This is a genomic window from Listeria weihenstephanensis (genome assembly GCF_003534205.1).
In the GTDB taxonomy this organism is placed as follows: Bacteria; Bacillota; Bacilli; order Lactobacillales; family Listeriaceae; genus Listeria_A; species Listeria_A weihenstephanensis.
Genome location: NZ_CP011102.1, coordinates 1,259,422 through 1,282,344 on the forward strand (window position 1 = coordinate 1,259,422; position 22,923 = coordinate 1,282,344).

Here is a 22,923-nt window from a genome sequence, read left to right on the forward strand (position 1 = left end):
TGATACTTTTAGGATGTGAATTGGAAATTGGGTATATAGTGATAAATTCTAACTACTATCTTAGCCAATACAGTGGATGAAGGCATCTGACTTAAATGGGGTGAAACTTTGAAAAAGCGTTCAATAGTAATAATTGGTATTATTGGGTTTTTGGCCACATTGGTTATCGGTGCCACCATACTCCACTTATATTCTAAAAATCACGCAGAGCAAAAAAATGATGCTTATGTACTAGAGCAGGGTATACCTTTTGATCAAATACGTGATATAAGCTATGTTTGGGATTGGGAGTTTAGTGGTGATTATATCAAACGAATAAAAGTTGATGGTGAAAAAGAAGGGGTCGTGTACCAGTATTTCTATACAGGAAAAGGACAACCCATACTATTTCGTCCCTATTCTAAAGAAGAGGGTACCGAAGTTGAGGTTAAATATCCGTCAAAGGATAATAATTAAGAAATATTGAAGGATAGTACCTATCTGTATGTACACCAATAATTACTTGGCTACTTTTTATGGCAGACTGAGTAGTATAGTTAAAACTAAAAATGTATGGAGGAAACATGAAAAAGAAAATATGTACTGGAATAGCGTTAAGTGTAATTTTAATTTATGTAGGAATTTCTCTCAATCAACCACCAATTCTTAAAGGTAGTAGTGAAAATTGGAGTATAGTTTACAAACCAAGAAAAGGTGATGAAGCAGACACGGAGAAGTATCCATGGAGGGGTGTCATAAAATGGCGGAACATGAACGATGTTAAATTGTTGAAAGTTGAACAGAAGGATGGCAAGGAAGCATATCCATTATTTGATAAAGAAATGCTAGCGGTTGAAACTGGTAACTTTAATGGGAAGAAATTGATAGATAATGAAACATTTTATAATCCGCCTAAAAAAGAGGTTTTGGGTGATAGTACAACGTTTAAAATCACATGGGAAAAAGATGGCACTATGAAATCAGAATTAGTGGACTTATATTGGAAGAAAAGATATTTCGTAAAACCACTGTTCTGAGGTGGAGGATTTAAATCATTAGATAATGGAGAGCTTTATCATGACAAAAAAGAAATATCGTTGGTTAATTGTGATTATTTTTCTAGGCAGTTGGATAACATATTCATTGCTGCAACCAGCTATTGTATATTCAAAAGGTGAATATTGGAAAGTTGTCTATAAACCGAGAGCTGCGGGAGTGACGGATTCAACAGACCATCCTTGGAGTGGTTATATAAAATGGCGCGGACTTACAGAACCGAAAGTTTTACAAGTGGACATGATGATGGATGGCGAATCTGTTAATTTCCTTGAGGAGCACGATTTGAAAAATAAGAAAGCTGGCAATTTTGACGGCCGGACTATCCCTGATCCTATGACATTTTATGATGGTCCAGATATAGACGAGGTTCAAGCAATCAAGATAACTTGGGAGAAGGGTAATAAAATATATGAAGAGGTAGTTAAATTGAAAATGTATAAAAGAAGCTTAATTCCGTTTTTTTGATAGGTTTTGATTGTAATCTAGCATGGAGGTGAAATTTTGAAAAAAGTTCAATAATAATTAGCGTTATTGTTTTTTTATATAAAACGGAGAAAACAAGCAATAACGATACGACTAAAGGTATAGGAATTATTAAAAAATAAGGTGGCGTTAGGTTATGCTAACTGCAAAATTTATACTTCTCATTGCGCCTATTATCTATGTATTCTTTTTGATTCGATGGATTAGGAAGAAAGAGCCGATTGAGAAAATAGTATTTAAATCATGTATGTTTATGTATGCAACAGGTGTCGTAGGCTATACGATGTTTCCAATTATGACAAATAGCATGTTGATTGAAGATACTCGTATTTTAAGAGATGGTGCAACTGGAATTAACATCATACCTTTTGCAACTGTTTGGGATATCTACATTTATAGTGGAGATCTGGATGTTAGTCAGGCTATTTTTCAAGTTGTCGCCAATATTATTATGTTTATACCACTTGGCTGTTTGTACCCACTATGTTCAAAGTATAAAGTTAGCTGGAAAAGGATGTTTTTGTTGGCGCTCACTTTGTCAATGTCTATCGAACTATTGCAATTACTGCAAAATATTCTATATCAAGCTGCTTTCAAATATGTAGATATAGATGATTTGATTTGGAATGTGAGTGGTGGAATGATTGGGTACGCGCTATTTCGAATATGTAAACCGCTTTTTCAAAAGTTGAATGTCTATCATTTTTGATGTATATTGAAGCAGTTATTCGGGATAGATGATTATAAGCGGGCTAAACGATTTGAAATATCAACCGCCAGCCTCAATGCAAAATCAATAAAAGCGGGGAACATGTCATGAAGATGGCGTGTTTTTTTCTGGGCGCAAAATCTATCCTCCGCTTCCATTTTAGTGTATGATAAAAAGGTAAACTAAATCGTGAGAGGACGTGGCGGCATGAAGTTGACTGTATTTGGTCATTGGGGTGGCTATCCGAAAGTGGATGAAGGAACGTCGAGCTATTTATTAGAAGAGGACGGATTTAAATTATTGATTGATGTCGGTGCGAGTGCCGTTTCTATTATGCAAAATTATATTGATCCAAACGCGATTGATGCGGCGATTATTTCGCATTATCATCCAGATCATGTGGCGGATGTTGGGATTTTGCAGCATTATCGTTTGATTGGTGGGATGAACGCGGATGTTCCTGTGTTGCCGATGTATGGGCATGATGAGGATGCGCGTGGTTTTTCTTATCTAACAATGCCAAACGTGTCGGAGGGAATTGCGTATAATCCGAGTGAGGCGCTTCATGTTGGACCATTTACGATCACCTTTTTAAAGACGGTGCATCCGGTCGTTTGTTATGCGATGCGGGTTGAGGCGAATGGGAAAGTCTTTGTGTTCACAGCGGATTCGGCGTACCAAGAGTCCTTTGTTTCTTTCGCAAAGGGTGCCGATTTGTTGATGGCGGATACGAATTTCTTTAAGGATTTGGCTGGAAAAAGTCAGATTCACATGGCGAGCACGGAAGTTGGAAAATTGGCGCATGACGCGGGTGTGAAGACATTGCTATTATCGCATTTACCGCAGTTTGGCGAGCTGGCAAGGCTAAAAGCTGAAGCTGCGTCGGAATTTGACGGACAGATTATTTTAGCTGAAAAGGGCTTAATTATCGAATTTTAAGGAGGAAATAAGGCGTGTATTTTATTGATAATAAGAACGTGAAGGATCCGACAATTAATTTGGCGGTGGAAGAGTTTATTTTAACGGAGCTCAATTTGGATGAGCCGGTATTGCTTTTCTACATTAATCAGCCGTCGATTATTATTGGGCGGAATCAGAATACGATTGAGGAAATTAATACGGAATATGTGGAGAAAAATAATATCAAGGTTGTGCGTCGTTTATCAGGCGGTGGCGCGGTTTATCATGATGAAGGGAACTTGAATTTCAGCTTTATTACGAAGGATGATGGTGATTCATTTCATAACTTCGCGAAATTCACGGAGCCAATTGTGGCAGCGCTAAAGCGTCAAGGTGTGAACGCGGAGTTAAAAGGACGCAATGATTTACTGATCGATGGTTTCAAAGTGTCTGGAAATGCGCAGTTTGCAACGAAGGGTAAGATGTTTTCGCATGGGACGTTGATGCTTGATCTTAATTTGGATGATGTTGTTGCGTCTCTGAAGGTACGCAAGGATAAGATTGAGTCGAAGGGCATCAAATCGGTGCGTAGTCGTGTCGCGAATATTTCAGAATTTATGGAGCAAAAAATGACGACGGAGGAATTTCGCGATTTATTGCTGCTCGATATTTTTGAAGTGAGTGATGTGGCGGATGTGAAGGAATATGTATTGACGGAAGCGGATTGGGAGAAAATTCATGAGATTTCGGCGGCGCGTTACAATAATTGGGACTGGAACTACGGAAAATCGCCGAAATTTAACTTGGAGCGGACGAAACGATTCCCGGTTGGTGGCATCGATGTGCGCCTTGATGTTGTGAAAAGTGTGATTGCGGATATCAAGATTTTTGGCGATTTCTTTGGGGTCGGCGATGTGACGGAGATTGAGGGTAAACTCCGTGGCGTGAATTACCAGCGTCAGGCGATCGAGGAAGCATTGAAAGATGTAGATATGAAACACTATTTTGGCAACATTACGAAAGAAGATTTCTTAGATTTAGTGTATTAATATGGAAGCTAGAGAGTGCGAGCCAAAACGGTTTGTGCTCTTTTTTTGGAAGGCGTGAAAATAGTGTCATTCTGATGATGGTATTATTTTCAAAATGAGCGATAATCTGGTATATTAAAGGTAAGGAAATTTGTTTGACGGTTTCCGATTTTACTTCATAAAGAACGCAGACAGAATGATATCTTGTTTTGAGGATTAGAAAAAACAGATTATTCAAAAAGGGTGTGGTGAAGTGAGCAATAAATTGCAGATCGGGAACATGTCAGAAGCGGATACATATTTATTTAATATGGGAAGTCATTTTCAAAGTTATCAGCTGTTGGGATGTCAATTTGCAGTGGATATGGATGGTAAGGAAGGATTTACATTCCGTGTTTGGGCTCCAAATGCTCGTAGAATTGCGATTGTAGGTGATTTTTGCGATTGGGAAAACGGAATGCGGCTTGAAAAGGTTCAGGAAACAGGGATTTGGGAAGGTTTTTCGGACGTGGCGCAGGCTGGGCAGCATTATAAAGTGTTGGTCGAGGATGCGAACGGGAACGTGAAGTTGAAGATGGATCCGTATGCTCTGGCGTTTGAAACGAGGCCGAAAGATGCAGCGGTTGTGACGAAATTACCGGATTTCAAGTGGACGGATGGGCGCTTTATGGCAAAGCGGAGACGCAAGAATGTGTATAAATCACCGCTGAATATTTATGAGGTGCATGCTGGATCATGGCGGAAACCGAAGGACGGGGATGCTGAGTTTTATAATTTTTCGGAACTGGCGGAAAATTTGATTCCGTACGTGGTGGAGATGGGATTCACGCATATTGAGTTTATGCCGTTGATGGAACACCCGCTGGACGCGTCTTGGGGCTATCAGATCACGGGTTATTATGCGTTGTCGGCGCGTTACGGGAGCTTGGAAGATTTTATGGGCTTTGTGGATGCGTGTCATGCGGCGAATATTGGCGTGATTATGGATTGGGTTCCTGGCCATTTTTGTCGGAATGATAATGCGTTGTCGTATTTTGATGGCACGCCTCAATTTGAATATTGGAAGTCATTTCAGGCGAATAATGTGCGCTGGGGAACGCTTAATTTTGATTTATCTAAGGCCGAGGTGCATAGTTTTTTGATCTCGAATGCGCTGTTTTGGATTGAGATGTGCCATTTGGATGGTTTGCGGGTCGATGCCGTGTCTTCCATGATTTATTTGGATTATGACGATGGATATTGGGAAGCGAACGAGGATGGTGGCAACGAGAATAGGGCGGGAATTGCTTTTGTGCAAAAGTTGAACACGGAGGTTTTTAAACGTTATCCGGATATGCTGATGATTGCGGAGGAGAGTACGGCTTATCCGAATGTAACGATGCCTGTTGACAAAGGTGGACTTGGTTTTAATTATAAGTGGAATATGGGCTGGATGAACGATATTTTGAAGTTTTTCGAGATGGATCCGCTGTTTCGCAAGGACCATTTTAACCTCGTGACGTTTTCGTTTATGTATATGTTTAAGGAAAATTATATTTTGGCGCTTTCGCATGATGAAGTGGTGCATGGCAAGAAGTCGATGATGCATAAAATGCCGGGCGATCGTTATAACCAGTTTGCTGGGTTGCGGACGCTGGAGGCTTTCTTGATGACGCATCCTGGTAAAAAATTGAATTTCATGGGAAATGAGACGGGGCAATTTTTAGAATGGAAGTTTGCAGAGGAATTGGAATGGGCGGATTTGGAGCAGGATTTGAATCATCAGTATCAATTTTTTGTGCGGACGTTGAATGAGCTTTATTTAGAGCACCGGTCGCTGTTTGAGCAGGATCATGAACCTGCGGGGATTTCGATTTTGGATGCGGATAATCGGGATGAATCGATGTTGACGTTTATTCGCCAAGGATTGAAGCCACGCGATTTTTTGATTGTGGTGTGTAATTTTGTACCAGTGGAGAGGCAGCATGTGCGGATCGGCGTGCCGTATGAAGGGGTGTATGCGGAGTTGCTGAATACGGAGTCGCGTGATTTTGGCGGGACGTGGGATGTGGCTCAGCCGGAAATGCGCACGAGTCAAGAGGAGTATAACGGACAACCTCATAGTATAGAAGTCATTCTTCCTGCGATGAGTGTATTGATTTTGAAGCCGAAACGAATAAAAGGATATAAAAAGGGCGGTGAAAGGGATTCGCTGTAAGAGGTGAACCCGGAAAATAATGAAAAATGACATGATTGCAATGATTTTAGCAGGTGGACAAGGTTCAAGGCTCGGTGATTTAACGAAAACAATGGCAAAACCAGCTGTTTCATTTGGTGGGAAATACCGAATTATTGATTTTTCACTAAGTAACTGTTCGAATTCGGGGATTGATACGGTGGGTGTAGTGACGCAGTATCAACCGCTAGAATTAAATGACCATATCGGCGATGGCTCTTATTTTGATCTGGATTATAAGAGTGGCGGCGTGACGATTTTGCAACCGCATCTTAGTTTGGAAGGCGAGAAGTGGTTTAAGGGAACAGCGCACGCGATTCATCAAAATGTGGGCTTTATTGATAGTCATGATCCGGAATATGTGTTGATTTTATCGGGGGATCATATTTACAAAATGGATTATGAGAAAATGCTCGATTATCATAAGGCGAAAAATGCGGCATTGACGGTGGCGGTTATTGAGGTGCCGATGGAAGAGGCGTCGCGGTTCGGGATTATGAATGTCGATAATACCGAGCGGATTATTGAGTTTGATGAGAAACCGGCTGTGCCGAAAAGTAATTTGGCCTCGATGGGAATTTATATTTTTAAATGGAGTTTGTTGAAGCAGTATTTAAAAGAGGCGCAGGCGAAAGATATTGATATGAGCGACTTTGGGAAAAATATTGTGCCAGCTTATTTGAATAATGGCGAGCATATTTTTGCTTACCGGTTTGCGGGATATTGGAAAGATGTGGGAACGATTTCGAGTCTTTGGGAAGCGAACATGGAGTTTATTAATCCGTGCCATGAGCTGAATATTCGGGATCGGGATTGGCGGATTTATTCGAAAAACCCGATTGCACCGCCGCAACATATTACGAAACAGGCGAGTGTTAAAAATGCGCTGATTGTGGATGGCTGCTTTATTAATGGGAAAGTAGCGCATTCGATTTTGTCGCAAAATGTGAAAGTTGGCGAAAATAGTGTGATCGAGGACAGTGTGATTATGCCAAACGCCGTCATTGGAAAAAATGTTATTTTGAAGCGGGCGATTGTCGGGGAAAATGCGATTATTGCGGATAATGTTGAAATTATTGGTGGGGACGAAATTGAAGTTGTTGGTCACCATGACGTGATTGGGGTGTCGGAAGATGAAGGCTAATAAAATATGTGGGATTTTGAATCTATCGGAGAATAAGGAAGGGTTACAGCCGTTAACGAAAAATCGGCCACTTGCGGCAATGCCATTCGCGTGTCGGTATCGGTTGGTTGATTTTCCACTTTCCAACATGACGAATGCTGGTATTAACACGATTGCGATGTTTTTAAATGAGAATAATCGCTCGTTATTTGATCATATTCGTAGTGGTAAGGAATGGGATTTGAACACGATGTATGGCGGATTATTCGTTTTTGATGAGCGCAATGCGGACGATTTTTCGCAGGAGAATTATGATAATAGCTTGAACTTCTTGACGAAATCCGCGACGGAATATGTGGTGATTATGGGTAGCAAGATGATTTGTAATATCGATTTGAAAACGATTTTGCAGCATCATAAGCAGCAGGAAGCGGATATTACGGTGGTTTACAAGAAAATTACGGCGCCGATTGAAGCGGGCGATCATGATGATTTGAGCGTTTTTGAGATGAGTCCAGCAGGGCAAATTTTGACGAATACGGTCGTTGGAAAAGACGAACGGATCGAGGCGGAAAGTTCGCTTAGTCTCGAAATTTATTTGTTGAAACAGGATTTATTGCTGAACTTATTGAAAAATTATCGTGAAACGGGGCGCGATTTTTCGTTGGATGCGGTGATGGAACAAGCGGTGGAACATACGAATGCGAATGGTTTTGAGTATACAGGCTATATGCGCCAAATTTATTCCGTGAATTCGTATTTTGAAGGGAATTTTGATATGCTGGAAGGCTCGAATTTATCGGCTTTATTCCAAGAAAATCAGAAAATCCACACGAAAGCGAAGAATGAGGTGCCTACTTTTTATGCAGAGAACTCGGATATTAAGGATTGCCTGGTTGCCAATGGTTGCTTGCTTCGCGGGACGGCGGAACACTCGCTGATTTTCCGAAATGTGGTATTGGAAGAGGGCGCGGATATTAAAAATTCGATGATCATGCAAGGCGCGAAAGTCGGTGCGGGCGCCAGATTAGATTATGTCATTGCGGATAAAAAGAGCGTGATTGCACCAGGAATTGAGTTGATTGGCACGAGGGAAAACCCAATTGTCGTTAAAAAGGATGAGCATATGGAGTCGAGCAGAAAGGCGGAAATAGGATGAAAGTTTTATTTGCAGCGGCGGAGGTATTTCCGTTCGTGAAGGTCGGCGGACTCGCTGATGTCGCGTATGCTTTACCAAAGGAGCTCGTGAAGCAGGGCGTCGATATCCGCGTAGTTTTACCGTTTCATACGAAGATTGCGGAGGAATATAAGAGCAAGATGGTGGATGTGACGCAATTTACGGTGGATGTCGGATGGCGCAAACAGTTTTGTGGTGTGAAGATGTTGGAGCAGGATGGCGTAACATTTTATTTTATAGATAACATGTATTATTTTGACCGACCGAATGTGTATGGGGATTATGATGATGCGGAGCGTTATGCGTTTTTCTCGATGGCGGTGTGTGAAATGATGGAGAAAATTGATTTTATTCCGGATTGGTTGCATGTCAATGATTGGCATACGGGGATTGTTCCGCTGCTCCTTCAAGATAAGTATCACTGGATTGAGTCGTATCGTGGGATTCGGACGGTACTCACGATTCATAATTTACAATTTCAAGGCATTTATTCGCCGCGTGTGTTGGAGGAATTGCTTGGGATTGGGATGCAGACGTGGCATGAGGATGGGATCAAATACTATGAGAATGTCAATTTTATGAAGGGCGCGATTCAGTTTGCGGACCGGATTACAACGGTGAGTCCGAGTTATGCCAAGGAGATTCAGACGGCACAATACGGTGAGAATTTGGACGGCTTACTTCGTGCGAATGCTTGGAAACTTGTTGGTATTTTGAATGGCATTGACCAAGAGTTGAATGATCCTGAGACCGATCCACTGATTCCAACGCATTTTAGTAAAGACGATTTAGCTGGGAAAGCAGCAAATAAGGCGGCGATGCAAAAACGGTTAGGTTTGCCAGTAAGAGCCGATGTGCCACTGATTATCATGGTTTCTAGGTTGACGCACCAAAAAGGTTGCCAGCTACTTGAAGAAAGTTTAGATCAATTGCTTCAAAAAGACATCCAAATCGCGATTCTGGGCAATGGAGAATCACAATTTGAAGATTCTTTCCGCTTTTTTGAACACGTTTATCCGGAAAAAATGTCGGCGAATATTGCCTTTGATATCGGATTTGCGCAACAACTTTATGCGGCTGGAGATATGTTGTTAATGCCATCTTGGTTTGAACCGTGCGGGATTTCGCAGCTGATCGCGATGCGTTATGGAACGCTCCCAATTGTGCATGAAACGGGCGGCTTGAAAGATACGGTGACGCCTTACAATCAATATACACAAGAAGGTACTGGTTTTAGTTTTGATCATTATAATGCCACAGTTTTCCGAGATATTTTGGAAATGGCAATCGCGGTTTTTTCAGAGCAACCCGTTGTCTGGCAAGGCCTCGTGGAACAAGCGATGGAAAAAGACTTCAGCTGGAAAGTTTCAGCAGAAAAGTACAAGGGTATTTACGAGGAATACTGATGTTTTCAAGATGCAGACCGGTCAAACCTGATGAGGAGGAATCGTATTGAAAATAAGTAAAGAGCAGTTTAAAAAAGAATATAATCGCGCTCTAACGAGTCTTTATGCCTCGGAAGCTCACGATTTAACGCCACTGGAACAGTACATCACGCTCGGAAGTGTTGTAAAAGAGTACACGGCCCAAAATTGGATGCAAACAAAGAAGGAATATCAGCAGGAGCAGGCAAAGCAGGTCTACTATTTTTCAATTGAATTTCTTCCAGGAAAATTATTAAAAAGTAACTTGCTGAATTTAGGTATTCTGGACACCGTTCGAGAAGGATTACAAGAGCTTGGTATTGATTTTGTGAGCCTTGAGGAAATCGAGGCGGACCAGGGATTAGGAAACGGGGGTCTTGGGCGTTTAGCGGCTTGTTTTATGGATTCGATGGCGACGTGTGACGTTCCTGGAAATGGGAATGGTATTCGGTATCGCAATGGTCTATTTAAGCAGAAGTTTGTCAATGGATACCAAGTGGAGTTACCAGATGACTGGTTGAGACATGAGAACGTCTGGGAAACGAGACGTGAAAATAAAGCGGAGATCGTGCGCTTTTTCGGAGATGTGCATTTAGAAGAACAGGAAGATGGTCGGATTATCCCGATTTATTCGCATACGGAAGATATTTGGGCTGTGCCTTACGATACGGCGATGACTGGTTATGAAAATGATACGGTGAATAATTTGCGTCTTTGGTCCGCCGAGATCCCGCCGAGTGAAGAATTGGGGTATTTTTCGGAAGATCGTCGGAAATCGATTCATAGTATTTCAGAGATACTTTATCCAGATGACTCTAATTATGACGGACGTTTGCTGCGCTTGAAGCAGGAGTACTTTTTTGTATCAGCGGGTATTCAGAGCATTATTCGTTATTATCGCAGGCTTGGTATTCCGATGGAGCATTTGGCAGAGCAGGTTTCGATTCATATTAACGATACCCACCCAACGATGTGTATTCCTGAATTGATGCGAATTTTGTTAGATGAAGAAGGCATGAGCTGGGACGCGGCGTGGGCGATTACGATGAAAACTTGCTCGTATACGAATCATACGATCATGGCGGAAGCGCTCGAAAAATGGCCAGAAAGCATGCTGTCGAATTTAGTACCGCGGATTTATCAAATTATTTGTGAGATTAATCGTCGCCATCTGGAGAGTATGACGCCGCTTTACGGTGAAAACTTTACGTACCGAACGGCAGTTATCCAAGATGGTGTGATTCACATGGCGCATTTGGCGATCATTGGTAGTCATAGTATTAACGGTGTTGCGAAGTTGCATACGGAAATTTTAAAAGAGAAGGCGCTGCATGATTTTTATTTGGCGTATCCAGCGCGATTTAATAATAAAACGAATGGTATTACGCACCGCCGATGGTTGTTGCTGAGCAATGAGGGTTTGAGCGAATTGATTAGTGATTACATTGGCACAGAATGGAAGAAGAAGCCGAATGAGCTGTATTTATTGAAGGCTTTTAAAGACGATTCGGTGTTACTTGAGAAATTAGAAGCGGTCAAATTTGCGAATAAGGCCCGTTTGGCAGCGTATGTGAAGGAAACGATGGGAATTGAGATTGATCCTCATGCGGTTTTCGATGTACAGATTAAGCGACTTCACGCATACAAGCGCCAATTGCTAAATGTGCTCCATATTTTATCGCTTTATTTGAGCCTGAAGGAAACGAAAACCGATAATGATATCGTTCCGCGCGTGTTTATTTTTGGGGCAAAAGCGGCGCCAAGTTATTCGTACGCGAAGGAAATTATCAAGCTGATTAATGCTGTGGCTGATTTGGTGAACAATGATGCTTCCATTGATGGCAAAATCAAAGTTGTTTTTGTTGAAAATTATGGCGTGACGCTAGCTGAGAAAATAATTCCAGCGGCAGATGTGAGTGAGCAGATTTCCCTCGTGACAAAAGAAGCATCGGGAACGAGTAATATGAAATTGATGCTAAATGGCGCCATCACGCTTGCGACGCTTGATGGGGCGAATGTGGAGATTCGTGATAAAGTGGGCGATGAGAATATGTTGCTGTTCGGAATGCAGGATCAGGAGTTATATCATTTTTACGATTCGAATTCCTATCATTCCCACGAGATTTACGACCATAATCCGCGGTTGAAACGCTGTTTGGATGCGCTGGTCGATGGTACGATTCCACATATTGAAGCCGAGGGACGCGAAATTTTTGATTCCCTTTTGAAGTATAATGATGAGTATTTTGTTTTGAAAGATTATGATTCGTATGTTCAGGCGCAATCGCGTATTGATGGGTTATACCGCGATCGGAAGAAGTGGAATCAGATGTCGCTGCTAAATATCGCGCACGCGGGAGAATTTTCTTCGGATTATACGATTATGCATTACGCGGATGAAATTTGGAACGTTCATCACAATAAAAACCTGTGACGAGAGGAAGTTTAAACGATGGCAAATGTGGTCCAGTTCGATTCATGGAATGAGTTATATAAACGACCTTTTGGCGCAGTAGATGTGGAGGCGACGGTTGATTTTCGAATTGACGTCGCACTTCCTTACGTTTCAAAAGTGGAACTGAAAATTCATAAAGATGGCATGGAGGAGCAGAGTCTCGAGATGGTGCACACGGAAGATTCGGCGTATACCGTATCTTTCAAGCCGCATGCTGCCACGGGTTTATACTTTTATTACTTCAAAATCCAGCAAAACTTCGATACAGAAGCAAGGACAACCTACTATTTCAATAATCCAGATAAGTATGGCGGGGAAGGCTTTTTTACGGAAAATTATCATGAGTTGTCCACCTACCAACTGACGTGTTTTGAGTATGCAGATAATGCGCCAGATTGGTATCAAAAGGCAGTTTTCTATCATATTTTTGTGGACCGGTTTTTCAATGCGGATGATCATGTCCGCGAGCCGAAACCTGATTCGTTTATTTACGCTAGGAATGAGGACACGCCTTATTATATTAAAAATGATAAAGGCGAGATTGTGCGATGGGAATTTTTCGGTGGTAATTTAGATGGCATCACGCAAAAGCTGACCTATTTGCAGAATCTCGGCATTACTGGGCTTTATTTAAGTCCCATTTTTGAGGCGAAGAGCAATCATAAATACGATACGTCCGACTACAAAAAAATTGATCCGATGTTTGGCGATGAGTCGATTTTGGCGGAACTGATTCAAAAAGCTGGCGATATGGGAATGCGAGTCATTTTGGATGGCGTTTTCAATCATGTTGGTGAAGATAGCGTTTATTTCAATCGAAATGGCCATTTCACATCGGTGGGCGCGTATCAGAGCAAGGATTCGCCATACTATTCTTGGTTCACATTTCATGATTTTCCCGATCAATATGATACGTGGTGGGGTGTTAGCAATTTGCCAGTGGTGAACAAGCAGGACGCCGATTTCAAGCGGTTGATCTATGCAGGAGACGATAGCGTGATCGATCATTGGACGTCGCGCGGAATTTCCGGTTGGCGCCTAGACGTGGCCGACGAGCTTCCAGATGAATTCATCGCGGGGATTCGCAAAAAGTTAATGAAGTATCCAGATCGCGTGTTAATTGGTGAGGTTTGGGAAGATGCTTCGAACAAAATTGCGTACAATAAACGGCGCCATTACTTGGAGGGTGGCATGTTACAAGGCGTGATGAACTATCCTTTCCGGCATATTATCATCGATGTTATAAATGGCGATATGACGGCGAAACAAGCGGCGCAAAGAACGATGGCCATCAAGGAAAATTATCCTGCCGCGGCATTGGCGGCGAATTTGAATAATATTGGGACACACGATACCGAGCGAATTTTTACAATGTTATCTGAGGATAAAGCGAAGTTACGTTTGGCGATTCACCTGTTGATGGTCTTACCAGGCGTGCCCTGCGTATATTACGGGGATGAGGCGGGACTAACGGGTGGCGCTGATCCAGACAATCGCAAATTTTATCCATGGGGACGAGAAGATGCTGAAATCAGCGACTTTTATCACGCGGCGATTCAGTTGCGAAATACAAATGAGGCATTGCAAAAAGGCGAATATCACCCGTTTTCCCTTGGAACTCTGTTTGGCGTGATTCGCTACATTGATCAAGATAATTGGCGTGTGTTCGTGATGAATCCGACTGGGGAAGAGCAAAAAGTGAACCTCTCGGACATCTATCCAGAACGAGCAGAATGGCAACCAATTTTGGAGTCCGCAAATATTAACGAAAGCACGATAGGACCATACGAATTTTTCTTTGTATAAAAATAGAAGCAGTAGCCTTTATCTCGAAAAAAGGCTACTGCTTTTATGCGATATAGAGTCGATACTAATTCATCGTGTCCTTCTTTTTTGTATTCATCCAACGCTCCAAACGCTTGCCAACATACCACAAAACGACCACAAGCATGATCAGAATAAGTAATTTCACAGGATGCTGAATAATATCACGCAAATCATAACCGATATAGCTAATCGCAAAAACCTTGATCACTTTCGCGCCAATCAACGCCAGCAAAAATTGATAAAAGCGAATTTCAGATAAGCCGGCAACAACATTGACCGCAGATGAAGGCGTAAAAGGCATCACCAACAAAATGAAAATCGGACCAAAACCGTGTTCATCGATCCAATCCATCACTTTGCGCACATGTTTATGGTTCGTAATAAACCGCAAAAACCGCGTCTGCCCAAATTTCCGAATGATCCAAAAAACGCATAAACTCCCAAGTATCGCAGCAACACACGAAATCGTGAAGCCCCAGAAGAATCCGTATGCACTCACGTTGACAATCACAAACAAAGAAAACGGTAGGAACGGCAGAAATGCCTCAATAAACGGTAAGAAAAAAGCGAGTAGCGGTCCAAACGCACGATAAGACTGCATCCACTGCATTATATTATCATATGAGAAAAATTCTTTCACCGAATTATACATATCCATCATAGTTATCCCACCCAATCCGACAGTTTCTATTATTTTCTCATAATACCCTTTAAAATGCAGTTTTAAGCGAGCAGGCAGAAATAAAGCCATATTATTCGCGACGACCGATCATTCGCAAAATAATATGGCTTTACACTTTTTAATTCGCTTTTTGTTCCATAAATGTAGGATAATGTAGCGTTTCACTGTTCGCGCGTTTAGGATCAAAACCATAACTTTCAGCCACAATATACAGTGGACGATCCTTTACTTCATCGTAGATACGGCCGATATACTCGCCGATCATTCCTAGAATAACAAGAACAAAACCGCTAAATAACAATTGAATAATAATCATCGAAGACCAACCATTCACTGTCGTATCCGTAAATAACGTTTGGAAAAGGACAATCAACATATAGACAAAACCAGCGCCAGATAGAGCGGCACCAGCATAACTCGCTAATTTTAAAGGCTGATAGGAGAAAGACGTAATCCCATCAATCGAGAGTTTTAACATCTTTTTAAGCGGATATTTTGTTTCTCCAGCGGCTCGTTCCTCACGTTCGTATAGCAATGCCGTCTGCTTAAATCCGAGCCAACTCACCAAACCACGAACAAACGGATTTTTCTCGTTTAACTTTTTGAGTTCTGTATACACCTTCTTATCCATGAGGCGGAAATCCCCAGTATCAACGGGAATTTCCACATCAGTTAGTTTATGCAACGTCCGATAGAATATTTTCGCACTCCATTTTTTGAAAAAGGTTTCGCCATTACGTTTCATTCGCTGAGCGTAAACGACATCATAGCCTTCTTGCCATTTTTGAATCATCTCCGGAATCAGCTCTGGGGGATCTTGTAAATCAGCATCGATAATAATAACCGCATCGCCACTTGCATAATCCGTCCCAGCTGTTATCGCGATTTGATGCCCAAAGTTCCTAGAAAAATGAAGACATTTCACGTGAGGATCTGCGAAACTAAAGGCTTGAACGAGCGATAATGTCTTGTCTTTACTCCCATCATTCACGAAGAGGAGTTCGTAATCCATCGCTAGCTGTTCCATCACGTGCGTCATGCGTTCATACGTCTGCTCGATGACAGCTTCTTCATTATAAAGTGGGATGACCACCGAGATTTTCTTTGCCATAGCACTCAATCCTCTCCAGTTAGTTTGTAAAGTGTGCCGCCAGATTGACCACCAGCACCGCCTTGCATGCCGCCACCACCTTGCATATTTTCACTCGTCGTTGCGCTTGTTGTAGCATCGGCTGTTGAAGTTGTTTCACTGCTCCATTCCGAGCTGTCCACTTCCGTACCATTTTTCTTAATCCAAGTTACGACATCAGAACTGCTACCTTTATTGTTCGATGGTAAATAGAAGTATTTAATTTTGCCATCCTTAATCATCTGTTTCAATTCTTTCACGGTCAAAATTGGATCGGTACCATTGAAACCACCGAGCGCCATCACGGACTCACCAGTTTTTATAATATAAGGTGCCGCCGTCGAAGCATCCGTTGTGCCAAATAAGAATTCTGTTCCGCTGCTATTCTTTTCGAGGTAAGCAATCAATTTTTCATTGACCGTCGCATCTGCAAAACCACCGCCGCTACTTGTTTTTAGCTGTGGTCCAGATTCAGGAAGCGCGCTGTTTCCGCCATAAATCATCGGTGTTAATGCCCAATACGTTGGTGCGAGGAGTAGGGCGATCAATGAGGCAATCGCGATCCACGAAGTAAATGAAGGCTGTTTGCGCTTAATCACGAATAGGATAGTTCCAAGACCAAGACCAATGATTCCGACAACGCCCATCCAAAGCATCGAATACTGTGCGATAAAGAACATTTGTAAAGCGGTCGTTGCTATGACTGCGGTTGGCAATAAGTAGCCCGGTACGCCTTTATTTTTGCGGAAGAGATGCAGTAAAGCCATAAATCCAGCACCAGTTAACGCTGCAATTGCAGGGGCTAACATGATTAAATAGTAGTGATGGAAGAAGTTGGCAATGCTGAAGAAACCTGCGACTGGAATGAGCCACGCTGCCCAGAAAGCCATTTCTTTTTGTGCAGTATTCCATTGGAAGAAGCGACGTTTACGACTCCAATTAGCGATAAAGATAGCCGCCATACCGAAGAGCGCCATTGGTAATAACCAACTGATTTGATCGCCAAGAGCTGTTTGGAAAAGACGCAATGGCCCAGCTGTACCGGTACCAAACATACCAGTTCCGCCTGTCATTTTAGAGCCGCCACCTTGAGGCCCACCACCATTTTGTCCACCAGGTCCACCGCCACCATTACCACTTGGAGGCGTACCACCCATTCCGCCACCGTCGCTACTGGAAGAACCACTAGGAGGTGTTGGAGGCTGACCAGAGTTGGATTGCCCATTTTGAGAAGACTCCGTACTTGTATCAGGAGCAATATTATTATTGTTAGAGCTAGAAGGCATGCCATCACCTTGTCCTGCGCCACCAGAATTCGTTCCCGTTTCCTGACCTAACAATCGTTCCATCCCGTTATAACCAAATGCCAATTCCAATACCGAGTTCGTTTGACTACTACCAACGTAAGGCCTAGAGTCCGCAGATGTACTATCTACAACGACAGCCCATGAAACCGAAACACCAAGCATCATTACAAGCGCGATAACGAGATGTAACATTTTTTTCTTCCAATTTAATTTTGCTGCGATTAAGTAGAATAATAAAAATGCTGGGACAACCATGTAAGCTTGGAGCATTTTCACATTAAATCCGACACCAATCAGAACGAATGCCAATAATAAAAAGCCAATCTTACCTTTACGTACGGCTTTAAACAACGCCCAAGCGCCGAGCAGTAATACAAAAACAAGAATGCTATCCACATTGTTCGTCCGACTAACCGCTACTGCAATCGGAGTTGTTGCCATCACAAGCGCTGCAATCCGGCCTGCCCACTTACCAAATGTCGGTTTTACCAAGAAATAAAGTAATAATACAGATCCAACACCTGCGAGTGCTTGCGGTAAAATAACACTCCAACCATGAATCCCAAAAATAAGTGCACTAATCGTTTGTAACCAGAGCGCGACAGGAGGTTTATCCACCGTTACAAACCCCGAAGGATCAAGCGCCCCGTAAAAGAAATTCGACCAATTTTCCGTCATACTCGTAACTGCCGCCGTATAATATGGGTTTACCGTATCATCATTCCAGACACCCCAAAAATTTAGAAACGCAGCGAGCACTGCAATACCAATTAAATACCAATCCAATCGTCGTTGTTTCACCATTTCCATCACTTCCTTCTTTTGCTGATAATCTCAGTGTATATGGCAAATGTGAAAAAAGAATGAACAGAGTGGGAAATTAGTTTTAAATGTGGGAATGAGGTGTTTAATTTGGGTTTGGGAGTGAAATCAGATTATAAGCAATTGGAAAAAGATGCGTAAGTGATTTTATTTCTTCATATAGCAATGGTATAATTAAGGCGATGTATGAGAATATGCTCCAAAAATTGCATGAAAAAACTAACCAGAAAGGGTGCAACTAATGTCAAAGAAAATCCAATTACCAAGCGGACGTTTATCTGAGCACGCAAAAGAAATAGGTGGCAGCGCCAATGATATTTCATTTAACCTACAACCGACAATGTCCTATTCCACGAGTTCCGCGCGCCAACTCGTACAAAGCAGTATGGATGTCGCACACATGCTAAAAACGATGCCAGAAGCCTTTAACAAAGATGTACAGAACTTAAAAAATGTCGAACAGGCATTTGTCGCCTCTGAGAAAGAAATGGCGGATATGTGGAGTAAAGCGCTCCATTTAGACAAATAACAGGACATGAGGAGTGAACAGAAGGGATGAAACAACAGGAGGAAGCAGTGAGAAAGAGTTTAGAGAAAAAACGGGAATTAGAAGAAGCAGAGCGGGAGTTTCGGCAATTAAAACGCCAACAAGAGAATTTACTCACACAGGTTGGAAATGCGTGGCGGGGAAACCACTCAGAGAACAAATTAGGTGCGATAGCGGTAGATTTGTCGCAGGAACAACGAATGACGCAAAAACGCCTCTACAACTTAGATGATCAATTACAAGCAGAACATAAACAAGCAAAAGCCGATGTCGAACGAGCGAAAGAGGCGAAAGCGGATGCCACGCATTGATATTGGCGAAGTACGTTATTTTGTAGAACAATTTTTACGAGAGTCGCAACAACTGAAAGAAGCATTGACGAATTATCGAAAAGCAGTCGCGAAGATTATAGCGGATGATGAGATCAAGGGTGAAATCGCGGACAGCGCGAAGAAGTACTACCAAACGGTGCATTATCCGATTGTGGACACCACCAAGGCATGTATGACAGATGCCGAAGAGATTCTTAAAAAGTATACGACAGATTTTCATAATCAAGTTGACCCATCCATGAATGCACGAATTGATTCCGATGAATTACAGGCACTTCAAGGCGAGATAAGGAAGTGTCAAAATCGATACGAAGACTTGCTAGTCAAAATGAAATCGATGGCGGGTGGTTCCTCACTAGGGCAACAAATTGGGATGCAATTAGGAATGCAAACAGCAATGGGGCAATTACAGCAGGAAATGCAAATTATTGAACGTTATTTAGAATTTGATTCAAGCCATCAAAATGTGATGTATGATGTTGCGGCAAAGCTACACCAAGTGAAACAAGGACTAACGGAGATTCAGAGTAGTAAAGCATTCAACACAGTGAGTCACACCTTTAATACCAAAAACATGAGTATGGGTTGGCTAGAAGGTTTGGTACCTGAGAAGAAGACAAAGCAGTATAACTTCGATGACTATACGAAAACGTTAGAGGGTAACTATTGGGTTCTGAGTAAAAATGGCATCACCGACCAAGAAAGCGCCAAAGCAACGATTGCTTATAACGATTCTTTAAAAGATGGTACAATCAAAATAGAGAATGAAGAATCAGGCGACTTTATGACCGATTATATGATTGGTGCTGTAAAGGGCATCAATATACTGAATCCAGATCAACCACTTACCAAAATGCAAAGTTTCTCCATTATTTCAGCGGTTATACTAGGCGGTATAACAATGAAAAGTAGGGGTATCAAAATACCCAAGAAGAGCTTTGATACAATCTATACAGATGTAAATATGAAGGAAGTATTCAAGTATACAAAAGGTTATAATGTAAAACCTAAATACAGTAGTTTTGATGCTAGGATAAAGAAAACCCCATTAAATTACGGGGAATGGAAAGGATCACGTGGAAACTCCATATTTATATCTAACAAACCAGAAGTGAAGCCGTTTCTGGATGAGACAAAACTTGCTGGGGTAAAATATAAAGGGGCAATGCCTGATTTTTCACCGTTCTCTAAAGGGGAAATTAAATTAGCGAACATGACAAATGATAGAAAGAAAAATTTTGCTGCGGCTGATGAACTGCTTGCGGAGGAATGGTCTAAAGGAAAAGAAAAGTGGACAGCTAATGATGTTGCAGACTGGCGAGAAGACAATAAATATACTTGGCATGAGTTAAATGATTTAGAAACAATCCAGTTAGTGCCTAGTAAAATAAATGGGGTTTATAAACATCTTGGTGGCGTAGGGGAATATAATATTAACTTAAGATCAAAGGAGTAGATTTGAATGAAAAAAATAAATGATGATTTATTTGGCAAAATAGAATTCGACATGTACTGGAGTGGAAAAACTTCAATTACAATGTTTGGAAGAAAATATGAAGTTGTTTTAAGTATTGATGGGGAAGAAGATGCTAATTTTTCACCTATTCAACGTGATGCATATACAAATTTCATAACAAATATGGATGAAATTATGGCTACTGTAGAACTAAGCATTTTAGAATACTATGAAGAGAATGTTGAGGAATATAGAGATATGGCAGGTGAAGCTGAGGCAGATAGAACTGCTCCTGAGATTAGCACCATTGAGGAATTAGGTAATCTAGTAATTCCTACACAATTAATCGTTAGACGTGTTAGGAAGAACGGTGTGAGAAGAATAGGCTTAGTTTGTGATTGTACTTGGGATATAGATAATGGTGTGGGCGTTCGAATTGAAGATGAAAAAGTAGAAGAAGTAGATTATCAAGACATCGTACTATAGAATGATAGCAGGTTCTTATGTTTCTCTGTGGTTTGGGAATTTTGAAGAAAACAATTTTAACGTGTATTTTGAAATAAAATATACAGAAGATGGAGACAGCGCCCCCTCCCTCTTCGAAAAAGATTTTGCGTTAGGTTATTACGACCGAGATTTAGTTGAGAAGTTTTGGTCTGACGATAATTCTGAGGATATAGAGATTCTTCTCGAGGATTTTTCTTATGATAATCAACTAATAGATCATTTTAGAAGTGTTACTATTGACGAACCTTATAATACAGTCATGCTGATATATGATTATAAATATGAGGGGAAAACGAAAATAAGTGATTATAAAAGTAACAAGATAAGATTTATAGGAACAGTCACATATGTTCAGGAATAAAACAAAACAATAAAGAACTAAATATGGAGAGACTAAGTGATGACATACAACTTTATTAATGAAGATGAGAAGAATGAGTTTTTCCCTCTGAATGAAGATGAAATTGTAAAAGTTGAATCAGAATTAAATATAACATTGTCAAAATCGTTAAGAGATTTTGACAATGAAATAGGGTACGGGTTTCTAAAAAGCTCAGAGTATAACATGAATAGATTAATGGACCCAGAGTCAGTGAGAGATTTTCGTTTAAGAGTGAATGATTATGAATATTTTCCAGACATTGAAATCTTTGATGAATATGAAGAAAATAAGCTTATATTTTTTGAAGTAAGTGAGACAGCACTTATGTCGATTGGAACAACAGCGGATGACAATCGGATTTACTATTATGATGTGTCAATTGCCGACTCCTTGGTTGATTTTTTAGTTAAAATGATGGAAGACGACAAATATTATTTGGAATTGTTTCAGTAAGTATAAAAAATGAGTAATTCATCTGTAAGCCAAAATATGTTTATTTGCAGGAGTGAAAAAATGCGATTTGATTTTGTTAGGGATAATATAGAAAACATTTTTTATTCGCTGGGTCTAGAAGATATGGAACAGGTTGAAAAAGAATTAAACTTAACTTTTCCAATTGAATTAAAACAATTTTATCTAGAAATAGGATATGGCTTCTTTAAAGGGTCAGAATATCAAATAAATAGATTAATGGACCCTGAGTCGATAAGAGATTTTAGACTACGAGTGGATGATTATGAATTTTATCCTGATATAGAGATATTCGATGAAGTTGAGAAAGATAAGCTAGTCTTCTTTGAGGGAGATGAAAGTACAACAATTTTAATTGGACTAGGTAATAGTGAAAGAAGCCCTATTTATTTGTTTGACACACTAATTGCTAATTCGTTAAAAGAGTTTTTAGAGAAAATAATGGTAGATGATTTGTATTATATAAAATGATGAAATATATATTTTTAACCACTAATCAAGAAAATAAATTCTATCCGGTAACTACTGAATCGATAGAAAAAGCACAGGAAGATTTGGGAGTTTTGTTTCCAAAAGAGCTTGTGGATTGTTATAGAAATCTAGGTTATGGTTTTATCAAGGGTTCGAGACAGAACGTCAATCGATTGATGGACCCGCTATCTGTTCGGGATTTTCGACTTAAGCAAAATGATTTTGAATTTTTCCCTGATTATAGAAGTATATGATGATTTAGAGGATGAATTAATTTTCTTTGAGGCAAATGAAACAGCCATGCTATCTATAAAGTTGACGGATAGTGAATTAAGTCCCATTTATTATGATGAATTTAAAATAGCTGATTCTTTAACCGAATTTCTTCAAAAGATAGCAGTGAATGATACGTATTACATGGATTTAGTCGACTGATTG

Annotated in this window: 22 protein-coding genes and 1 pseudogene; 20 read left to right on the forward strand and 3 right to left on the reverse strand. The window is 40.9% G+C overall.

All coding sequences use genetic code 11. The features are described 5' to 3' along the window. Positions 1-108: 108 nt before the first annotated feature. From UE46_RS06095 to UE46_RS06150, 12 genes are all read left to right on the forward strand, one after another. Positions 109-456, forward strand: coding sequence for a hypothetical protein (locus UE46_RS06095; RefSeq protein WP_036063028.1), 348 nt, complete (start codon positions 109-111; stop codon positions 454-456). Between the two features lie 107 nt (positions 457-563). After that, complete coding sequence (locus UE46_RS06100) at positions 564-1,016, forward strand: hypothetical protein (RefSeq protein WP_036063030.1); 453 nt, start codon at positions 564-566, stop codon at positions 1,014-1,016. Between the two features lie 40 nt (positions 1,017-1,056). Then, on the forward strand, positions 1,057-1,503 hold the full coding sequence (locus tag UE46_RS06105) for a hypothetical protein (RefSeq protein ID WP_036063031.1): 447 nt from the start codon (positions 1,057-1,059) through the stop codon (positions 1,501-1,503). A 154-nt stretch (positions 1,504-1,657) separates the two neighbouring features. Beyond that, on the forward strand, positions 1,658-2,230 hold the full coding sequence (locus UE46_RS06110) for a VanZ family protein (protein ID WP_036063033.1): 573 nt from the start codon (positions 1,658-1,660) through the stop codon (positions 2,228-2,230). A 207-nt stretch (positions 2,231-2,437) separates the two neighbouring features. Next, entirely contained in the window at positions 2,438-3,169 is a 732-nt protein-coding gene (locus UE46_RS06115) for an MBL fold metallo-hydrolase (protein ID WP_036063034.1), read from the forward strand. Positions 3,170-3,183: 14 nt separating this feature from the next. Further along, the gene (locus UE46_RS06120) at positions 3,184-4,179 is read left to right on the forward strand and encodes a lipoate--protein ligase (RefSeq protein WP_036063037.1); all 996 of its coding nucleotides are present in this window, start codon (positions 3,184-3,186) and stop codon (positions 4,177-4,179) included. A 232-nt stretch (positions 4,180-4,411) separates the two neighbouring features. Then, positions 4,412-6,355 carry a 1,4-alpha-glucan branching protein GlgB gene (gene glgB, locus UE46_RS06125; RefSeq protein ID WP_233230994.1) on the forward strand — a complete coding sequence of 648 codons (1,944 nt, stop codon included), beginning with the start codon at positions 4,412-4,414 and terminating at the stop codon, positions 6,353-6,355. Positions 6,356-6,374: 19 nt separating this feature from the next. Next, a complete protein-coding gene (locus UE46_RS06130; RefSeq protein WP_036063040.1) occupies positions 6,375-7,517 on the forward strand; it encodes a glucose-1-phosphate adenylyltransferase in 1,143 nt (380 codons plus the stop codon). Beyond that, positions 7,507-8,655, forward strand: coding sequence for a glucose-1-phosphate adenylyltransferase subunit GlgD (gene glgD, locus UE46_RS06135; protein WP_036063041.1), 1,149 nt, complete (start codon positions 7,507-7,509; stop codon positions 8,653-8,655). Before UE46_RS06130 ends, glgD begins: the two co-directional genes overlap by 11 nt. Then, complete coding sequence (gene glgA, locus UE46_RS06140; RefSeq protein WP_036063043.1) at positions 8,652-10,079, forward strand: glycogen synthase GlgA; 1,428 nt, start codon at positions 8,652-8,654, stop codon at positions 10,077-10,079. The genes glgD and glgA overlap by 4 nt, the downstream gene beginning before the upstream one ends. A gap of 46 nt (positions 10,080-10,125) precedes the next feature. After that, complete coding sequence (locus UE46_RS06145; RefSeq protein ID WP_036063045.1) at positions 10,126-12,531, forward strand: glycogen/starch/alpha-glucan phosphorylase; 2,406 nt, start codon at positions 10,126-10,128, stop codon at positions 12,529-12,531. 18 nt (positions 12,532-12,549) lie between these two features. After that, positions 12,550-14,358: a glycoside hydrolase family 13 protein gene (locus UE46_RS06150; RefSeq protein WP_051493061.1), complete on the forward strand. Its 1,809-nt coding sequence runs from the start codon at positions 12,550-12,552 to the stop codon at positions 14,356-14,358. A 64-nt stretch (positions 14,359-14,422) separates the two neighbouring features. On the opposite strand, the gene UE46_RS06155 is transcribed toward UE46_RS06150, so the two are convergent. The 3 genes from UE46_RS06155 to UE46_RS06165 form a co-directional block, all read right to left on the reverse strand. Next, positions 14,423-15,037: a TVP38/TMEM64 family protein gene (locus UE46_RS06155; RefSeq protein ID WP_118907813.1), complete on the reverse strand. Its 615-nt coding sequence runs from the start codon at positions 15,035-15,037 to the stop codon at positions 14,423-14,425. 142 nt (positions 15,038-15,179) lie between these two features. Further along, positions 15,180-16,172, reverse strand: coding sequence for a glycosyltransferase family 2 protein (locus UE46_RS06160; protein ID WP_051493062.1), 993 nt, complete (start codon positions 16,170-16,172; stop codon positions 15,180-15,182). 5 nt (positions 16,173-16,177) lie between these two features. Further along, positions 16,178-18,307: an ArnT family glycosyltransferase gene (locus UE46_RS06165; RefSeq protein ID WP_036063047.1), complete on the reverse strand. Its 2,130-nt coding sequence runs from the start codon at positions 18,305-18,307 to the stop codon at positions 16,178-16,180. A gap of 253 nt (positions 18,308-18,560) precedes the next feature. On the opposite strand from UE46_RS06165, the gene UE46_RS06170 reads away from it, so the two are divergent. The 8 genes and pseudogenes from UE46_RS06170 to UE46_RS06205 all read left to right on the forward strand — a co-directional run bounded on the left by UE46_RS06170 (position 18,561) and on the right by UE46_RS06205 (position 22,920). Further along, a complete protein-coding gene (locus UE46_RS06170; protein WP_036063049.1) occupies positions 18,561-18,848 on the forward strand; it encodes a TIGR04197 family type VII secretion effector in 288 nt (95 codons plus the stop codon). A 26-nt stretch (positions 18,849-18,874) separates the two neighbouring features. Then, a complete protein-coding gene (locus tag UE46_RS06175) occupies positions 18,875-19,177 on the forward strand; it encodes a hypothetical protein (RefSeq protein WP_036063051.1) in 303 nt (100 codons plus the stop codon). Further along, on the forward strand, positions 19,164-20,654 hold the full coding sequence (locus tag UE46_RS06180) for a T7SS effector LXG polymorphic toxin (RefSeq protein WP_233230995.1): 1,491 nt from the start codon (positions 19,164-19,166) through the stop codon (positions 20,652-20,654). Before UE46_RS06175 ends, UE46_RS06180 begins: the two co-directional genes overlap by 14 nt. 6 nt (positions 20,655-20,660) lie before the next feature. Then, complete coding sequence (locus tag UE46_RS06185) at positions 20,661-21,140, forward strand: DUF6985 domain-containing protein (RefSeq protein ID WP_036059481.1); 480 nt, start codon at positions 20,661-20,663, stop codon at positions 21,138-21,140. 1 nt (position 21,141) lies between these two features. After that, on the forward strand, positions 21,142-21,522 hold the full coding sequence (locus tag UE46_RS06190; protein ID WP_036059478.1) for an immunity 22 family protein: 381 nt from the start codon (positions 21,142-21,144) through the stop codon (positions 21,520-21,522). A gap of 39 nt (positions 21,523-21,561) precedes the next feature. Then, positions 21,562-21,996 (forward strand): SMI1/KNR4 family protein, encoded by a 435-nt coding sequence (locus UE46_RS06195; protein WP_036059476.1) that lies wholly within the window; start codon positions 21,562-21,564, stop codon positions 21,994-21,996. 60 nt (positions 21,997-22,056) lie between these two features. Further along, positions 22,057-22,485, forward strand: a complete 429-nt coding sequence (locus UE46_RS06200) for an SMI1/KNR4 family protein (protein WP_036059474.1) — start codon at positions 22,057-22,059, stop codon at positions 22,483-22,485. Then, positions 22,485-22,920, forward strand: a pseudogene (locus tag UE46_RS06205) (SMI1/KNR4 family protein). Before UE46_RS06200 ends, UE46_RS06205 begins: the two are co-directional and overlap by 1 nt. Positions 22,921-22,923: the final 3 nt, after the last annotated feature.